The 15,205-nt window shown below is 63.0% G+C and carries 16 protein-coding genes; 5 read left to right on the top strand and 11 right to left on the bottom strand.

Features of this window, described 5'->3' with window-relative positions; all coding sequences use genetic code 11:
• Positions 1-183 precede the first annotated feature (183 nt).
• Positions 184-1,419, top strand: a complete 1,236-nt coding sequence (locus JXA24_04260) for a HipA domain-containing protein (GenBank protein ID MBN1282968.1) — start codon at positions 184-186, stop codon at positions 1,417-1,419.
• Positions 1,377-1,811 carry a DUF1488 family protein gene (locus JXA24_04255; GenBank protein ID MBN1282967.1) on the top strand — a complete coding sequence of 145 codons (435 nt, stop codon included), beginning with the start codon at positions 1,377-1,379 and terminating at the stop codon, positions 1,809-1,811. Before JXA24_04260 ends, JXA24_04255 begins: the two co-directional genes overlap by 43 nt.
• A gap of 172 nt (positions 1,812-1,983) precedes the next feature.
• Here the strand turns inward: JXA24_04255 and JXA24_04250 are convergent, their stop codons facing one another.
• From JXA24_04250 to JXA24_04235, 4 genes are all read right to left on the bottom strand, one after another.
• Positions 1,984-3,603, bottom strand: a complete 1,620-nt coding sequence (locus JXA24_04250; protein MBN1282966.1) for a peptide chain release factor 3 — start codon at positions 3,601-3,603, stop codon at positions 1,984-1,986.
• 182 nt (positions 3,604-3,785) lie between these two features.
• Complete coding sequence (locus JXA24_04245) at positions 3,786-4,307, bottom strand: hypothetical protein (protein MBN1282965.1); 522 nt, start codon at positions 4,305-4,307, stop codon at positions 3,786-3,788.
• A gap of 109 nt (positions 4,308-4,416) precedes the next feature.
• Positions 4,417-4,839 (bottom strand): arsenate reductase ArsC, encoded by a 423-nt coding sequence (locus tag JXA24_04240; GenBank protein MBN1282964.1) that lies wholly within the window; start codon positions 4,837-4,839, stop codon positions 4,417-4,419.
• A complete protein-coding gene (locus JXA24_04235; GenBank protein MBN1282963.1) occupies positions 4,836-6,011 on the bottom strand; it encodes a permease in 1,176 nt (391 codons plus the stop codon). Before JXA24_04235 ends, JXA24_04240 begins: the two co-directional genes overlap by 4 nt.
• 164 nt (positions 6,012-6,175) lie before the next feature.
• On the opposite strand from JXA24_04235, the gene JXA24_04230 reads away from it, so the two are divergent.
• Complete coding sequence (locus JXA24_04230; GenBank protein ID MBN1282962.1) at positions 6,176-6,817, top strand: hypothetical protein; 642 nt, start codon at positions 6,176-6,178, stop codon at positions 6,815-6,817.
• Between the two features lie 69 nt (positions 6,818-6,886).
• Here the strand turns inward: JXA24_04230 and JXA24_04225 are convergent, their stop codons facing one another.
• The 7 genes from JXA24_04225 to JXA24_04195 form a co-directional block, all read right to left on the bottom strand.
• Complete coding sequence (locus JXA24_04225) at positions 6,887-7,318, bottom strand: FKBP-type peptidyl-prolyl cis-trans isomerase (GenBank protein MBN1282961.1); 432 nt, start codon at positions 7,316-7,318, stop codon at positions 6,887-6,889.
• Between the two features lie 17 nt (positions 7,319-7,335).
• Entirely contained in the window at positions 7,336-9,255 is a 1,920-nt protein-coding gene (locus JXA24_04220) for an oligopeptide transporter, OPT family (protein MBN1282960.1), read from the bottom strand.
• A gap of 85 nt (positions 9,256-9,340) precedes the next feature.
• Positions 9,341-10,378 carry a 6-phosphofructokinase gene (locus tag JXA24_04215; GenBank protein ID MBN1282959.1) on the bottom strand — a complete coding sequence of 346 codons (1,038 nt, stop codon included), beginning with the start codon at positions 10,376-10,378 and terminating at the stop codon, positions 9,341-9,343.
• Positions 10,379-10,395: 17 nt separating this feature from the next.
• Positions 10,396-11,655 carry a S41 family peptidase gene (locus JXA24_04210; GenBank protein MBN1282958.1) on the bottom strand — a complete coding sequence of 420 codons (1,260 nt, stop codon included), beginning with the start codon at positions 11,653-11,655 and terminating at the stop codon, positions 10,396-10,398.
• A gap of 124 nt (positions 11,656-11,779) precedes the next feature.
• Positions 11,780-12,580 (bottom strand): glutamate racemase, encoded by an 801-nt coding sequence (locus tag JXA24_04205; GenBank protein MBN1282957.1) that lies wholly within the window; start codon positions 12,578-12,580, stop codon positions 11,780-11,782.
• Between the two features lie 60 nt (positions 12,581-12,640).
• On the bottom strand, positions 12,641-12,841 hold the full coding sequence (locus JXA24_04200) for a hypothetical protein (protein MBN1282956.1): 201 nt from the start codon (positions 12,839-12,841) through the stop codon (positions 12,641-12,643).
• A gap of 21 nt (positions 12,842-12,862) precedes the next feature.
• Entirely contained in the window at positions 12,863-13,588 is a 726-nt protein-coding gene (locus JXA24_04195) for a thrombospondin type 3 repeat-containing protein (GenBank protein ID MBN1282955.1), read from the bottom strand.
• A 409-nt stretch (positions 13,589-13,997) separates the two neighbouring features.
• On the opposite strand from JXA24_04195, the gene JXA24_04190 reads away from it, so the two are divergent.
• Together JXA24_04190 and JXA24_04185 are read left to right on the top strand one after the other, a co-directional pair.
• Positions 13,998-14,717 (top strand): MotA/TolQ/ExbB proton channel family protein, encoded by a 720-nt coding sequence (locus JXA24_04190; protein MBN1282954.1) that lies wholly within the window; start codon positions 13,998-14,000, stop codon positions 14,715-14,717.
• Between the two features lie 17 nt (positions 14,718-14,734).
• The gene (locus JXA24_04185) at positions 14,735-15,202 is read left to right on the top strand and encodes a biopolymer transporter ExbD (protein ID MBN1282953.1); all 468 of its coding nucleotides are present in this window, start codon (positions 14,735-14,737) and stop codon (positions 15,200-15,202) included.
• The last annotated feature ends 3 nt before the right edge of the window (positions 15,203-15,205 follow it).

Here is a 15,205-nt window from a genome sequence, read left to right as displayed (position 1 = left end):
TTTGCCCCCCCCCCCCCCCCCCCTGCTCGGGAGCTTCTAGCCCAGACTCTTTCAGGTTTCAACTGGACCGATTTCCAGGGGGAAGGTCAGTAAATATTCTTTATATTCGTATCTATTATTTATTGAACATTAAATATATTTTATATGTAGACTTTATTACTGGACTAATATAAAGTATGTTTTATGGCAAAGACGCTATGGGGCAAGATCTACTTCAGGGATATCTACGCCGGAAGGCTTCAGGAGGAGCCCGGCGGCAGGGTGGCGTTCACCTACGACGCCTCCTATCTCGAGGGTGATCAGCCGGCGATCGCTCATACCCTTCCGCTTGGGCCCGAGCCGCACGTCTCTGAGAGCGGACTGCCCCCCTTCTTCGACAACCTGGTCGCCGAAGGGTGGCTGAGGAGTGCCCAGGCAAGGGCGCTAGGCGTAAACCCGAACAACCGCTTCGCGCTTCTCCTCGGTTTCGGATTCGATCTCGCGGGCGCCGTCTCCATCATCGACCCTGAAGCGCAGGAACATAAGACCCTCGATCATACCGACGAGGCCACACTGGCGGCCCTGCTCGGAAGGGCGTCCCTCTCCGGCATACAGCGAAAGCTCCTTGTAGTCCCCGATGGAAGAAACTATCGCCCGGTCGGGCCCGGAGAGCTGAGCACGCATATCGCAAAACTTCCCTCCGGCAATCTGGCCGATATAATCGAACTCGAATATCTGACCACCCGGGCCGTCCGCAAGCTCCTGCCGGGGGATGATGTCGTGGACATGGAGATCGTCACCATCCCATCCATAAAGGAGCAGGCTATTATCATCCCGCGCTTCGATCGAACTCCTACGGCCAAGCGGATTCATTTCGAGGAGTTCAATCAACTGCTGGGCAGACATTCGGGAGATGAAAAATACGAGGGCGCCTACGAAGACATGGGAAGGTTCATACTGGACACACCCGGCTGCATCCCCGCCGAGGCGGATCGCCTGTTGCGGCGCATACTGGCAGCGCTGCTCGTGGGAAATACGGATGCGCACTTCAAAAACTTCGCGATGTTCCATACGCGAGACGGGCTTCGCCTGACGCCATCCTACGACCTGGTCGCCTCGGCGCTCTACAAGGAGTACCAGTCCATCGCCCTTTCCGTGGCCGGCATCGAAAACCTGGCCATCGGCAAGCTCAAATCGAAACACCTGCTGGAGATGGGCAGGGGTTTTGGAGTCAGGATCGATGCCATCGTCGCCGCGGTGGAGACGATCGGTGAACGCCTGCCCGCCGCACAGGAGGAGGTATCAAAATCGGACGTCGGCCCCAAACGTTTGCGCGATGAATTGATAAACAGAATGGAGAAGAGATGGAACGGCAGTTTCAAATTAACTGGGGAGCTTTGGTCGAAGAGGCGAGGCAGAGGCGCAAGGCGCAAAAGCTGACCCAGAAAAGGCTGGCAGACCTGGCCGGAGTGAGCACCCCGACCGTCTCCCGATTTGAGGGCGGCGAGAGGGACTTGCAGCTCTCGTCCGTCATAAACATCCTCACCGTGCTGGGCATGATAGACGATCGACATCTCATATTCCCCGAGCCGAAGGAGAGATATGATTTCGATCGCGATGTCGTGGCGTTTTGGGGCAAGGACGGGGAAAAGATCGTACAGTGCGCCGTCAGCCAGGAGGCGATTGAAGATCATTTCGGCGGCGGCGACAAGGACCCGCTCAAGATATTCAGAGCTAATCGCGAGAGCATAGAGCACGAGGCTCGCCGCAAGTATCTCACGGATCGGTTGGAACCTGACGGCTCCGTCCTGATACGCACAGGCGATTTATAGTTTCCCAGCGTGATGCCAATCTTGGGCCCAATTTTGGGCCCACCCGCCTTCGCTATCCTCCTCCGCAAAGGCCCCGGCGCGACAAGAAGCTCCGGCGGGCAAGCTCGGGTCAAAAATACCATCAGACGGAGCAAGGGATGTTGCAGCGCACGGGCCACTGCGAAGCCCCTCGTCACGCCTCCGCCGCGTCCTGCTCGTAGTTCATGAGGCTCGAGTGGAAAGATATGTCGGGGTGTTTTTCCTGTATGTAGCCCAGCTCCCACTCGTTCTTGAAGAGCATCATCGGATAGTCCCTAACGTCGTGGACGATGTGCGCGCGGTAGTAGCTCTCGAACTCCTCCTGCTTCTTCCTGTTTGCGGACCGGTACCAGCGCGAGTAGGTGTAGGGCATCGGGTGAAAGAGGGCCTCGGCGCCGTACTCGTGGAGCAGCCTGAACTTCACCACCTCGAACTGGAGCTGCCCCACCACCCCGATGATCGTGTCGGAGTTGTGCCTGCGACGGAAGAGCTGGGAGCTCCCCTCCTCGGCGAGCTGCTCGAGCCCCTTGTTGAGCTGCTTGACCTTGATCGGATTCTTGAGCGTGACGAGGCTGAAGCGGTCGGGGGAGAAACGCGGTATGCCGGTGAAGGTGAGCCTCTCGCCGGCCGTTATCGAGTCGCCTATCATCAGGGTCCCGCGGTCGTGGATGCCTATGATGTCCCCGGCGTAGGCGCGGTCGACGTTGCTGCGCCTCTGCGACATGAACTGGAGCGCGTTCTTTATCCGGAACTCCCTCGCCGAGCGGACGTGATAGGCGCTCATCCCCTGCACGAATTCGCCCGAGCATATCCTGAGGAACGCCACGCGGTCGCGGTGCCTGGGATCCATGTTGGCCTGTATCTTGAACACGAGCCCGGTGAAGGCGGTCTCGTGCGGATCGACCGTCCTCTCCTCGGCCGGGCGCGGCAGGGGGGATGGCGCGAACTCTGTAAATGCGTCGAGGAGCTCCCGGATGCCGAAGTTATTTATCGCCGAGCCGAAGAATACGGGCGAGAGCCTCCCGGACATGTAGCCCTCGCGGTCGAATCCGTGGCCGGCCCCTTCGATCAGCTCCAGATCCTCCCTGAGCTTCGCGATGTGCCCCTCCCCCACGGCCTCCGCCAGCCTCGGGCTCTCCAGCTCGTCTATGCACTCGATCGCCTCGTCGTCGACGCGCAGCTTCATGCCGGGCATGAAGAGCCTTATGCGGCCGTGGACGAGATCGTAGACCCCCTTGAAATCGCGCCCCTGGCCGATGGGCCAGGTCATCACCGCGCACCTGAGGTGGAGGAGGCTTTCCAGCTCGTCGATGAGCTCGAACGGATCGCGCCCCTCGCGGTCCATCTTGTTCATGAGGGTCATGATCGGCATGCGGCGGTCGCGGCAGACCTGAAAGAGCTTCCTGGTCTGGCTCTCGATGCCCTTCGCCGAGTCTATGACCATGAGCGCGCTGTCGACCGCGGTCAGCACGCGGTAGGTGTCCTCGCTGAAGTCGGCGTGCCCCGGCGTGTCCAGCAGGTTGATCTCGCGGCCCGCGTAGGAGAACTGCATGACCGAGGAGGTGACCGAGATGCCGCGCTGCTTCTCGATCTCCATCCAGTCGGACGTGGCGAACTGCTCCGCCCTCCTCGCCTTGACGGTCCCGGCCATCTGGATGGCGTTGCCGAAGAGCAGGAGCTTCTCGGTCACCGTGGTCTTGCCGGCGTCGGGGTGGGAGATGATGGCGAAGGTCTTTCGGCGCTCTATCTCCCTTATGGTCCGGGTCTCTTCCATATCCTTTCGATCCTTGCGGTCATGCCACCGGCACCCGATAGTGCATCGCCGGATATAACTCAAACGAATTCCGGCACCAGACAAACGTCCGGGCTCCGGACCGGACGACGACACCTCTTTTGCGCTGAAAGCGGCGCGCGGAGTCTTTGCTGGGCGCCTTCAGCGCCGAAGGGCCGCTGACATCAGATGCAGCTTAAGGGAGAGGAGAGCAGATCGAGCATCTGCTCGTCGCTGCAATAGAAGACGTTGATGGAGATGTCTTCGGTGGCGTTTATGCAGAAGCCGTCCGCGCCGGGGTTCAGGGGCACGATGTACAGCCTCGAAGAAGGGGTCTCCAGGGGATCGGTGGCGCATTCGTAGTTCTGCAGCCCCAAATCGGGCTGAGCGGGCGTCCCTTTTGTCCGGCAGATATTGAGGTTCATCATGATGGTGCAGTTGTTCACAAAGCAGAGCCCTGCAAATCCGCCGCTGTGGTTAGTTATGGCGAGCGAAGACGCGGGGCATATGTCCCCCTTCCAATTCTCCGCCTCTATGTCCGTGCGGTCGGTGGGATCGCCCTTGGCGCCGCCTGACCACGAGGCGTTGATCCAGGTGGGATCGTATACAACCCCGCCGCCGCCGCTGCTGGAGAAACATCCGGTAAGCGCAAACACGAATACCGATCCGATCAATGCAACGAATGCATGCCTGGCGGAGATGTTCATTTGAACCCCCTTTGTCCGATCGTTGCCGGGGATATTAATTGCGCGAAAAGAAATATCAACAAGATAAATAAGGGAAATGCAAATCCTGCCGCCTCACAGCGCGGGGAGATCAAACTTTGAACCCCTGTAAGAACGCCCTGATCTCGTCCCGCACCCGGCGGTAATGCGACAACGCCTCCTCCTCGCCCTGCGCGCCTTGGGCAAACGTCGGGGGATCGTCGAAAGAGCGGTGTATTTTTTTTACGCCTCCAGGAAAGACCGGACAGGACTCGCGCGCCCGGTCGCAGAGAGTGACGACGAGGTCAAACGAAATATCTCCGAGCTCATCGAGCGTCTTCGAACGATGTCCCGAGATGTCCATGCCCGCCTCGGCCATGACCTTGACGGCGCGCGGGTCGAGCCCTGCAGCAACTATCCCCGCCGAATACGGCTCGACCGAATCGCCGAAGAGGCGCCGCGCCCAGCCCTCGGCCATCTGGCTGCGGCAGGCGTTCCCGGTGCAGAGAAACAGTATTCTTTTGATATTCTTCATCCGAAGAGATGCCCGTAGAGCATGCCGCTCCCGGTAGCCATGAGGACCACGAGCAGGACGTAGACCGCGGTCCTCTTCGTTCCCATTACGCTGCGTATCACGAGCATGCTCGGCAGCGACAGCGCCGGTCCGGCGAGGAGCAGCGCAAGCGCCGGCCCCTTGCCCATGCCGCTGCCGATGAGCCCCTGCAGGATCGGCACCTCGGTGAGCGTTGCGAAGTACATGAACGCGCCGGCGACCGATGCGATGGCATTGGCGCGCAGCGAGTTCCCCCCGAGGAGCCCCTCTATGAAACGCGAAGGTATCAGCCCCTCGTGGCCGGGCCTTCCGAGCAGGAGGCCGGAGACCGCCACGCCCACGAGCAAGAGCGGGAGTATCTGCTTCGCGAAGTTCCACGAGAGCATCGCCCATCCGACCAGCTCCTCCCGCCGAAACCAGCTTGCCAGCGAAAGCGCGAGCGCGACCAGCGAGGCCGCAGCCAGATACCACTTCAGCGCAAAGATCGCCTGCCACGCTCCCGCGCCCTCGCCCTGCGGCCTCCCCCAGTTCGCGAAGACGAGAAAAGCGACCATCGATGCAAAGAACAGGCCCTCCTGCCACAGCGGCCTGAGGCCCCCCTCGAGGCCGACGGGGAGTCCCCCCTCCTCGTGGCGTGAGCGCTCCTCCTTCAGGAAGATAAGGTGCATGAGGATGCCGATGACCACGCCGAAGAGGACCGCGCCGATCGCCCTCGCAACGCCGAGCTCGAGTCCCAACACGCGCGCCGTGAGGATGATCGCGAGCACATTGATCGCAGGTCCCGAGTAGAGGAAGGCGACCGCGGGCCCCAGCCCAGCTCCGCGCCTGTAGATGCCCATGAACAGCGGCAGCACGGTGCAGGAGCAGACGGCGAGGATGGTGCCGGAAACCGAGGCGACGGAGTAGGCCAGAAGCTTGTTCGCCTTTGCGCCGAGGTATTTCACCACCGATGCGCGGCTCACAAAGGCGGAGATGGCGCCGGCTATGAAGAATGCGGGGATGAGACACAGGATGACATGCTCGCGCGCATACCATTTCACCAGCGCCAGGGCCTCTATGATCGAGGCATCGAAGCGCGCCCACCCCACCGGCAGAAACCAGCAGGCGAGAAAGGCCGCGACCAGGATCAACAGCTTATATCGTTCCTTTTCCATCGGGTTTGCCATGGATCGACTGCCTTTATGCCCACATCTCCACTCAAAAGTCCATTTCCGCGCATGCCCCGGCCTCCCCTGCCCCGCGCCGGAAAATCGGCGCAGGGCGTTGACAAATCCGCGATTACAGACGAAAAGGGCTGCACAACAGAAAAGGAGGGTCCATGAAGGCAATCGTCGCATCGATCTTCGCAGCAGCGCTCGTCGCAGCACTCGCCGCACCGGCCTTTGCAGGCCAGAGTTACACCAACGGGCAGTTCAAGTACTCCTGCACCTACCCCGATAACTGGAAGGCGAAGGAGGAGTCGGCCAAGGCGGAGCTCAACTCCGCCGAGGCTGCCATGATGAGGGGCATGGGCGTCGAGATGCCGCTTATGGCCTCGGCCTGCTTCGGCAGCAAGAGGTGCAGCCCCGGCGACATGGGCCCCGACCCGCAGATGCACCTCATGATGATGGAGGTGCCCAAGGTCAAGAAGGGCAAGGCCCCGGCGGACAGGCCGAAGGCGAAGGCCGAGAAGGCATCGAGGGACAAGGAGACGAACTGCGAGGTGATCGCCCGCGGCAACAAGAAGTGGGCCGGTGCGAGCGTGCCCTACACGACGACCCGCTGCGAGGAGAAGAAGAGGTGGCGCTACAACACCACGCTGACCATGCTGCGCAACCGCGGCGGCAAGAACTACACCTACACCTTCGACTGCACCATGCGCTCCAAGAGCAAGGACAAAGGGGAGTCCATGACCGAATTCAACCGGGAGCTGAAGCCGTTCTGCGACGCCAGCATCGCCTCGGCCAGATTCGTGAAGTGACGACGGGACAGGCTTGAAAAAAGCCCGGGGGCGACCCCGGGCTTTTTATTTGCGCAGGACTCTCAGCCCTCACTTCACGCCGTGCAGCTCCACGTCGAAGATGAGGTCGGAGTTCGGCGGGATCGCAGAGCCGGCCCCTCGCGCCCCGTAGCCGAGCTCGGCCGGGATCATGAGCGTGCGCTTGCCGCCCACCCTCATGCCGGCGACCCCCTCGTCCCATCCCCTGATCACCTCGCCCGCTCCCAACGTGAACGTGAACGCCTCGCCGCGGTCGAGGGAGCTGTCGAACTTCTTGCCCTTCTTGTCCCCCTCGTCGATCCAGCCGGTGTAGTCCACCGTGACCTTCTGCATGGCCTTCGCCTCGGCCCCCGTGCCCACCTTCACGTCCTTGTACACCAGTCCGCTCTTCATCCTCACGACATCCTCCTTTGCGAAAGAGACCGCCGCGACCGACGCCGCGGCCAGCACCGCAATAACGGCCACCACTGCAGATATCTTCATCCTCACACCTCCTGTTTTCAGATAACGCGCCCCTTCCTGTGGGCGACGCGCAGCATATAAAATCCCAGCGCAGCGAAGAGGGCGAACGATGCGACCTCGCCCCAGTGCCCCGGCCACGCAAAGCCGATGCCGGCGGGCTTTCCGAGGAAGAAGGCGTAGAATGCGATCAGCACGCCGGTGATACCCTCGCCCGCGATGAGGCCCGAGCCGAAGAGTATCCCCTGGTCGCGGCGCTTCTCGGTCTCCTGCTCGCTGCGGCAGAAGGTGTTCTCCAGCAGCCATCGCAGCACGCCGCCCACGAACACGGGGGTCATGGTCGAAAGCGGCAGGTATATCCCGACCGCGAACGCCAGGGGCCTCAGCCCCATCAGCTGCGCGACGAGCGAGATCGCCGCGCCCACGAAGACGAGCCCCCAGGGCAGGTCGGCCCTGAGCACCCCCTCGATCACGGTCTTCATGAGGGTGGCCTGCGGGGCGGGCAGCTCAGCTGAGCCGAACGTGAATGCCTCGCCGAGCAGCCAGACCGCCGCGGCGATGAAGAACGCCGGGACGATCGCGCCCACGATCTCCGCCCCCTGCTGGCGCGCCGGCGTCGCGCCTATGAGGTAGCCGGTCTTCAAGTCCTGCGATATGTCGCCCGCCATGGACGCGGCGACCGCCACCACAGTCCCCACCGTGAGCGCAGCCGCCTTGCCGAAGTCGTCGGTCCATCCGAGCAGGTAGAAGAGAAACGACGTGCCCAGCAGCGCGACTATGGTCATCCCGGAGGTGGGGTTGGAGGTGACCCCCACCATGCCGACGATCCTCGAGCTCACGGTGACGAAGAGGAACGCGAAGGCGCCGATGCACAGGGCGCCCAGCACGCGCATCTCGATCGATCCGCCCTCGCCTATCGCGTGCGGAAGGATCGCGATCATGGCTATGATGAGCAGGGCGCCGCCGAAGACCACGGCCATCGGGAGGTCGCGGTCGGTGCGGGCCCGATCGCCGGCGCCCGAGGCGCGCCTGGTGAGCTCGTGGAGCCCCACCTTGAGGGAGCCGTACATCGTGGGGACGGACTTGATGACCGTGAGTATGCCCGCGAACGCCACGGCCCCGGCCCCGATGTATCTTATGTAGCGGGTCCAGATCTCGTCGGCGCTCATATCGGCGATCGGCTTTATCGCCTCGGGGAAGAAAGGCTGCGCCAGCCCCTGGCCGAACATGGCGATCAGCGGGATGAGCACGAGCCAGGAGAGCAACCCCCCGGCCACCATGATCGCCGCTATCCTGTAGTTGAGTATGAACCCCACCCCCATGAGTGCGGGCGACGTCTCAAGGCCGATCTCCGCCTTGGGGAGAAGCGGAAGGCCGACGGAGACGTGCGCCGGCAGGGCCTTGAGGAACCCGAGCACCGCCTTGTACGCGGCGCCGATCCCCATGCCCAGGAACACGTTTCTGGCCCTGGTGCCCCCCGCGTCGGCGGCGATGAGCACCTGCGCCGATGCGGTCCCCTCCGGGTAAGGCAGGTGGCCGTGCTCCTTGACTATGAGGAAGCGGCGGAGCGGTATCATGAAGAGAACGCCCAGCACGCCGCCGAGCAGGGCCAGCGTGCCGATCTGCGCGATGGAGGGCGAGAATCCCCACAGGAACAGGGCCGGGATCGTGAAGATGACGCCCGATGCGAGAGACGACGCTGCGGAGCCTGTGGTCTGGGCGATGTTGGTCTCGAGTATCCCGGTCTTGCCCCAGAGCCCCTTCGTCACCCGGAAGAAGGCGACCGCGATGACCGCGAGCGGTATCGAGGTCGATATGGTGAGCCCGACCCTGAGGCCCAGGTAGGCGTTGGCGGTCCCGAACACGATGCCGAAGACGGCGCCCACGATCACGGCCTTTATGGAGAAGTCCTTGAGGCCCGAATCGGCGCCGACATAGGGCGTGAACTCCTTCATTCGCATCCTCCTGTTTTCACTGCGGCATGGGCCTGTTTTTTGCGATCGGAGCTCCCCGTTCGGGCACGGAAGCGACGCCGATACAGGGGGCCTAGAAACCCCAGAATGTCTTGGTCATCTGGTAGAAATTCTCGTCCACGGTGCGGATCCCCTCGGAGACCTCGGAGAGCGGCACCTCCACGATGTCGTTGCCCCTGAGGGCCACGAGCACCCCGAAGTGCCCCGAGTGGACCGCGTCCATCGCCGCCACCCCGTAGCGAGTGGCGAGTATCCTGTCGAAGGCGGTCGGCGTGCCGCCGCGCTGCACGTGGCCGAGCACCGTCACCCTCGTGTCGAAGCCGGTCTTCTGCTCGATCTGCTTGGTGAGCATCGCTCCGATCCCGCCGAGCTGCACGTGGCCGAACTCGTCGACCTTCTTGGAGGCGAGCACCTCGTCCTGCCCCGCGATCTTCGCCCCCTCGGCGACGACTATGATGCTGAAGTTGACGCCCATCCTCGAGCGCCGGATCACGCTCTCGCAGACCTCGTCCACGTTTATCGGCTTCTCGGGGACGAGGATCGCGTCCGCCCCTCCGGCGAGCCCGGCGTAGGTCGCTATCCACCCGGCGTGGCGGCCCATCACCTCGCAGACGAGCACCCTGTCGTGCGACTCGGCGGTGGTGTGCAGCCTGTCGATCGCCTCGGTGGCTATCATCACCGCCGTGTCGAACCCGAACGTGAGGTCCGTGCCGTTCAGGTCGTTGTCGATGGTCTTGGGGCAGCCGACGACCTTGATGCCGCGGTCGCCCAGCTTCTTGGCCGCGCCGAGCGTGTCCTCGCCCCCTATGGCGATGAGCGCGTCGAGCTTCATGGCCTTGAAGTTCTCGATCGCCTTCTTCGTGAGATCCTCGTTCTTGAATATGTTGGTGCGGCTGGTGCCGAGTATCGTGCCGCCGCGGTGGAGGATGCCGCGCACGTCCGCCCTCGCGAGCGGCATGGTTTGCTTCTCCAGGAGCCCCCGCCAGCCGTATTTGATCCCCACGATCTCGTAGCCGCCGTGCATGAGCGAACGCCGCACCACGCCCCTGATCACCGCGTTGAGCCCGGGGCAATCGCCTCCGCCCGTGAGAACGCCCACTCTCGAAATCATCGCCTTCCTCCTTGTCTTTACTGTTTTTCGATCCTCTCCCTCATGAACTTGATCGCCCTCTCCCTCTGGTTGTCGACTTCGGGCGCCTTCACCGCAGATTCAGGCTCCGCCTTCGCGGCCGCCTCCTCGCCCTCGCCCTCCTCCTCGGCGACCTCGGGCGCGGCCGGCTTTCCCGGCAGCTCGCCCGCCGGCTTCGGCCTGGCCTCGATGGAGATGTCGGGCACGATCCCCTGGTCGTGTATGATCCTGCCGCTGGGCGTGCGGTAGTACGCCACGGTGATCTTCAGGCCCGATCCGTCGTCGAGGTCTATCACCGTCTGCACCGAGCCCTTGCCGAATGTCTTCTTGCCGATCAGCGTTGCCCTGTCGTTGTCCCTGAGCGCGCCCGCGACGATCTCGGAGGCGGAGGCGGAGCCCTCGTCCACCAGGACCGCGATCGGATAGGAGGGCTCGTTGCCCTGATCGACCGCCTCCCTGCGGTCGACCTCCTTTCCCCTGTTGTCGGTCGAGACTATGACGCCGCCCTTGAGGAACAGGTCCGACACCTCGATCGCCTGCTCCAGGAGCCCCCCGGGGTTGTGCCTGAGATCGAGGATGAGCCCACTGACCTCGCCCCTCTTCGAGAGATCGGCGAGCGCCCTCTCGAGCGATCGGGTCGTGCCCTGCTGGAAGCTCGAGATCGAGGCGTAGGCTATGCCCCCGTCGAGCAACTCCGCCTTCACGCTGGGCACGCTGATGATCTGGCGGGTGAGCGAGACGTCGAACGCCTTGGGCGCCCCCTCGCGCGTGAGCGTGAGGGTGATGCGGCTCCCGCGCCTGCCGCGCATCTTGAGCACCGCCTCCCCGAGGTTCATGTTCTTGGTGGAGACCCCGTTTATTCGAAGTATCTTGTCGCCGGCCCTCACGCCTGCCCTGTCCGCGGGCGAGCCCTTGATGGGCGCGACCACCACGAGCACGCCCTCTCTGACCGCGACCTCGAGCCCGACGCCGTCGAAGCGGCCTGAGGTGTCAACCTTGAGCTCGCGGTTCACCTCGGGGCTCATGTAGACGCTGTGCGGGTCCAGGGTCGACACCATGCCCTCGACCGCGCCGCGGATGAGCTTCTGCTCGTCAACCTCGGTCACGTAGTTGTCCTCGATGTAGTGCAGGACCTTGGAGAAGTTGTGGAGCGACTTGTAGCCCCGGTCGGTGAGCGCCCGGGCTTCCCGCGCTCCGAGAGATGCGGCCACAAGCGACAGCGCCGCTATGCACACTGCGATGCGTTTCGATTTCGGCAAGGCCTTCTCCGTTTTTTAATTGACGCGAAAACAAGGCGGGTCAGCTGCGACGGAATGCGCCCCCCTCCCCCTTTGGGGGTCAATCATCTAGCATGGGCACGGGAAAATGCAAGGGCATTGGCCCTCAGAGGTCGACCCTCGTGACCTCCGGCGGCTCACCGCCGAGGAACCGGTGTGCGATCCCCTCGAACCTCGCCGGCAGGTCTGTGACATAGAGATGGTCCCTTGCGCCCGCCTTCTCCGCCGCCGCGATCATCTTCCCGGCGAGCAGGGCCTCGAGTGCTGCCGCAGTGGCCTCGGCGGAATCGATCAGCCTCACGCCCACCCCCACGTTCCGGGCTATCACCCCCTTGAGCAGCGGATAGTGCGTGCACCCGAGGATCAGGGTGTCTATCCCCTCGGAGGAAAGCCCGGCCAGATATCTGGCAGCCGCCGCCTCGGCCACATCGTTGTCGGTCCACCCCTCCTCCACCAGCGGCACGAACAGCGGGCAGGCGCGGCTGACGACCCGCACGGAGGGGTCCATGGCCTTGAGCAGCGAGCCGTAGGCGTTGCTCGCCACGGTCCCGGCCGTGCCGATCACGCCGATGCCGCCCCCCCTGGAGATTTCGAGGGCCGCCCTGCAGCCCGGCTCCACGACCCCCAGCACCGGGACGTCGAAGTTCTTCGCGAGCTCGGGCAGCGCGTAGGCGGACGCGGTGTTGCACGCGACCACCAGCGCCTTGACCCCCCTCTCCACGAGGAAAGCCGCGCACTGGCTCGAGTAGCGAACGACAGTCTCGGCGGACTTGGTGCCGTAGGGTACCCTGGCGGTGTCCCCGAGATAGAGGACCGACTCGCCTGGCAGGCGCCTCTTGACCGCGGCCAGCACGGTGAGGCCGCCTATTCCCGAGTCGAAGATTCCTATGGGCGATTGGCTCGACATGGGCCCGGCCTATACCGCAAAGGGCCCTCTGTTCCTAGGGAAAAAATCCGCACTCCGACCTCAGTGTTTCTGCTCCTTGAACGCGTTCGCGTGGTGGAAATGGAGGTGCGTCTCCTGGCCGTCAAGATCCGAGATCTCCCCGTCGGCCATGAGCCCCAGGTCCTCGAACCCCTCCTCCTCGTGCATCAGCTCCCAGGCGGTCGTCTCCTCGCGGTAGAGCTCCCACCGCCTGTCCATCTCCTCGCTCCATAGCCTTCCCATGACGTCCTCCTCTCAAATCATTCACCGGGCAGGCGGCGCTGCGGGCGCTCCGGGGCATGCGTCCCCGGCGCCGTCGCCGTCCGCGTCCGCCTGGTCCTCGTTCGGCGCCGACGGGCAGTTGTCCCAGGCGTCGGGCACGCCGTCGTTGTCCGCGTCCGCGTTCTCGGCCCCGAAGAGCGCATCTAATCCGAGGGCGGGGCTCTCGAGGCCCGACGCCGCCTCCCTGAACACGATCTTCATTCCATAGCTCCCATCGTCGAAGAGCTTCTCGATCTTTCTCTCGGGCATGGCGGAATTGAGGTCGCACAGCACCGGTATGTCCTTGCCGTCGAGGGTGCAGACGAACTCCGCCGATGCGGGCGCCACCGGCCTGCACTGGGCAAATACCCGCATGCGGACGCGCGCCGCCTTTTCCGGCGCCTTGCCCGGGTCGGCGCAATACCCCGCCTCAGGGGCACAATTCATCTCGACGAAAACCAGGATCCTTGCTCCCGCCTGGACCCTGCTGCCCACTGTCTTCCAGAGCTGGTTGTGCGAGTCGTAGCAGCGATAGCCATATTCGTGAGATTTGGCCTCGGGCTTTAAGGCGCTCCAGCTCTGCCCCGCGCCCAGCCTGCCGAACAGAACAATTTTCCCGCCCAGAAACGCGGCCGCGTAATCGACCGCCCCGGCGGAGACCGCGTGCGCAGGACCGCAGATCGCCACGAGCATGAGGCCGGCTGCCATTGCCGATACAGCTCTCTTCATGACAAAACTCCGCTGTGCGCCCGGATGCGAAACAGCTGCACAGGCTAATATAAGCAAGAATCGCACCTGCGATGACTGAGAGATTAAACCTTTTATTTTCAATTACTTGCAGTTCAGGGTGGATTGCAAATTTGAGACATGTGTCATGATTTTGACGATTATTGGAAAAAGCTGTCAATCGGATGACGTATGGAATTTGTCGGTATTTGAGGGTCTTTGCCGCTTCACCGGGCCCTTTTGCCGCGACCGGCTGCCCTCGGTGCGAGACTCCCCGCGCGGGAAGAGATCGCACGCCGCCTCTCTTCGGTCCTCATCCTGCGCGAGCGGCGTCGATGCCGAGTTGAGTTGACAGGACTCATGCTCAATACGTATATTCCCGCATCAATCTCACAAAGGAGAACAACACCGTATGAATCCCATCGCGCTGCTGGGCGTCATGGCCCAGACACAGGAGATCGTAGAGGCCACCGACCTCGCCCTCGGCAACCAGAGCATGATCCAGCTTATATTCGGGGCCGACCTGATCGTGCAGATCGTCATGGTGATGCTGTTCGTCTTCTCGATCGTCTCGTGGGCGATCATCGGCTCGAAGCACCGCCAGCTCAAGAGGGCCAAGCAGCTCTCGGAGCGCTTCTACCGCCTCTTCAACCAGTCCAAGTCCATAGACGCCATCCTCTCCAAGGGCACGTTCCGCAAGAGCCCTGCCTTCAACGTCTTCAAGGCGGCGGTGGACAGCCTGCGCGAGAACCAGTCGCCGCAGGCCTCGAGGATGGTGCAGCGCGAGATCAAGCGGGCGGCCGACGAGGAGATCGAGTCCATGGAGTACAGCGTGCCGTTTCTGGCGACGACCAGCAGCGCCGCCCCGTTCCTCGGCCTCTTCGGCACGGTGTGGGGGATACTGCACGCCTTCTGGAAGATCGGAAAGACCGGCTCCTCGAGCCTCGCGGTCGTTGGGCCCTACATCTCCGAGGCGCTCATCACCACCGCGGTGGGCCTCATCGCCGCGGTGCCGGCCACGATCTTCTACAACTTCTTCGTGAACCGCATAAGGATCATAGCCAAGGACCTGGACGACTTCAGCGACGATCTCAATCTCCGGATCTCGCACGAGTACTACAACCAGGAATAGGATAAGGACGCCAGACGATGCTTGGAACCAAACAGGAGCTTCTCAGGAAGGGCAAGACCCACAACCGTCTGCTCTCCGAGATCAACATCACGCCACTGGTGGACGTGGCGCTCATGCTGCTGATCGCCTTCATGATCACCGCCCCCCTTCTGCAGCAGGGGCTGCCGGTGAACCTGCCGCAGGCGCAGGCCCCTGCGCTCAAGCGCGCCAAGACCGACGTGATCCTCACCATACAGAAGGACGGCAGCATCTACATCGGCGACGAGGGCCCCGCCATACCGTTCGACGAGATACAGGGCAGGCTCATCGCCATCTATGAGGCCAAGCAGCAGCGCGATCTCTTCATAAAGGCCGACACGGACGTGAAGTACGGCTGGGTGGTTCGGGTGATGTCCATGGCCAAGAGGGCCGGAGTGGACCGCATCGGCATGATCACGCACCCCGAGTTCGAGGCCCAAGAGAGCGAAGACAGGGAGAAGTCCTGACGG

The organism is Pseudomonadota bacterium, from assembly GCA_016927275.1.
In the GTDB taxonomy this organism is placed as follows: domain Bacteria; phylum UBA10199; class UBA10199; order 2-02-FULL-44-16; family JAAZCA01; genus JAFGMW01.
The sequence above is the reverse complement of the archived record's forward strand: the minus strand, read 5'-3'. Positions and strand labels throughout refer to the sequence as shown.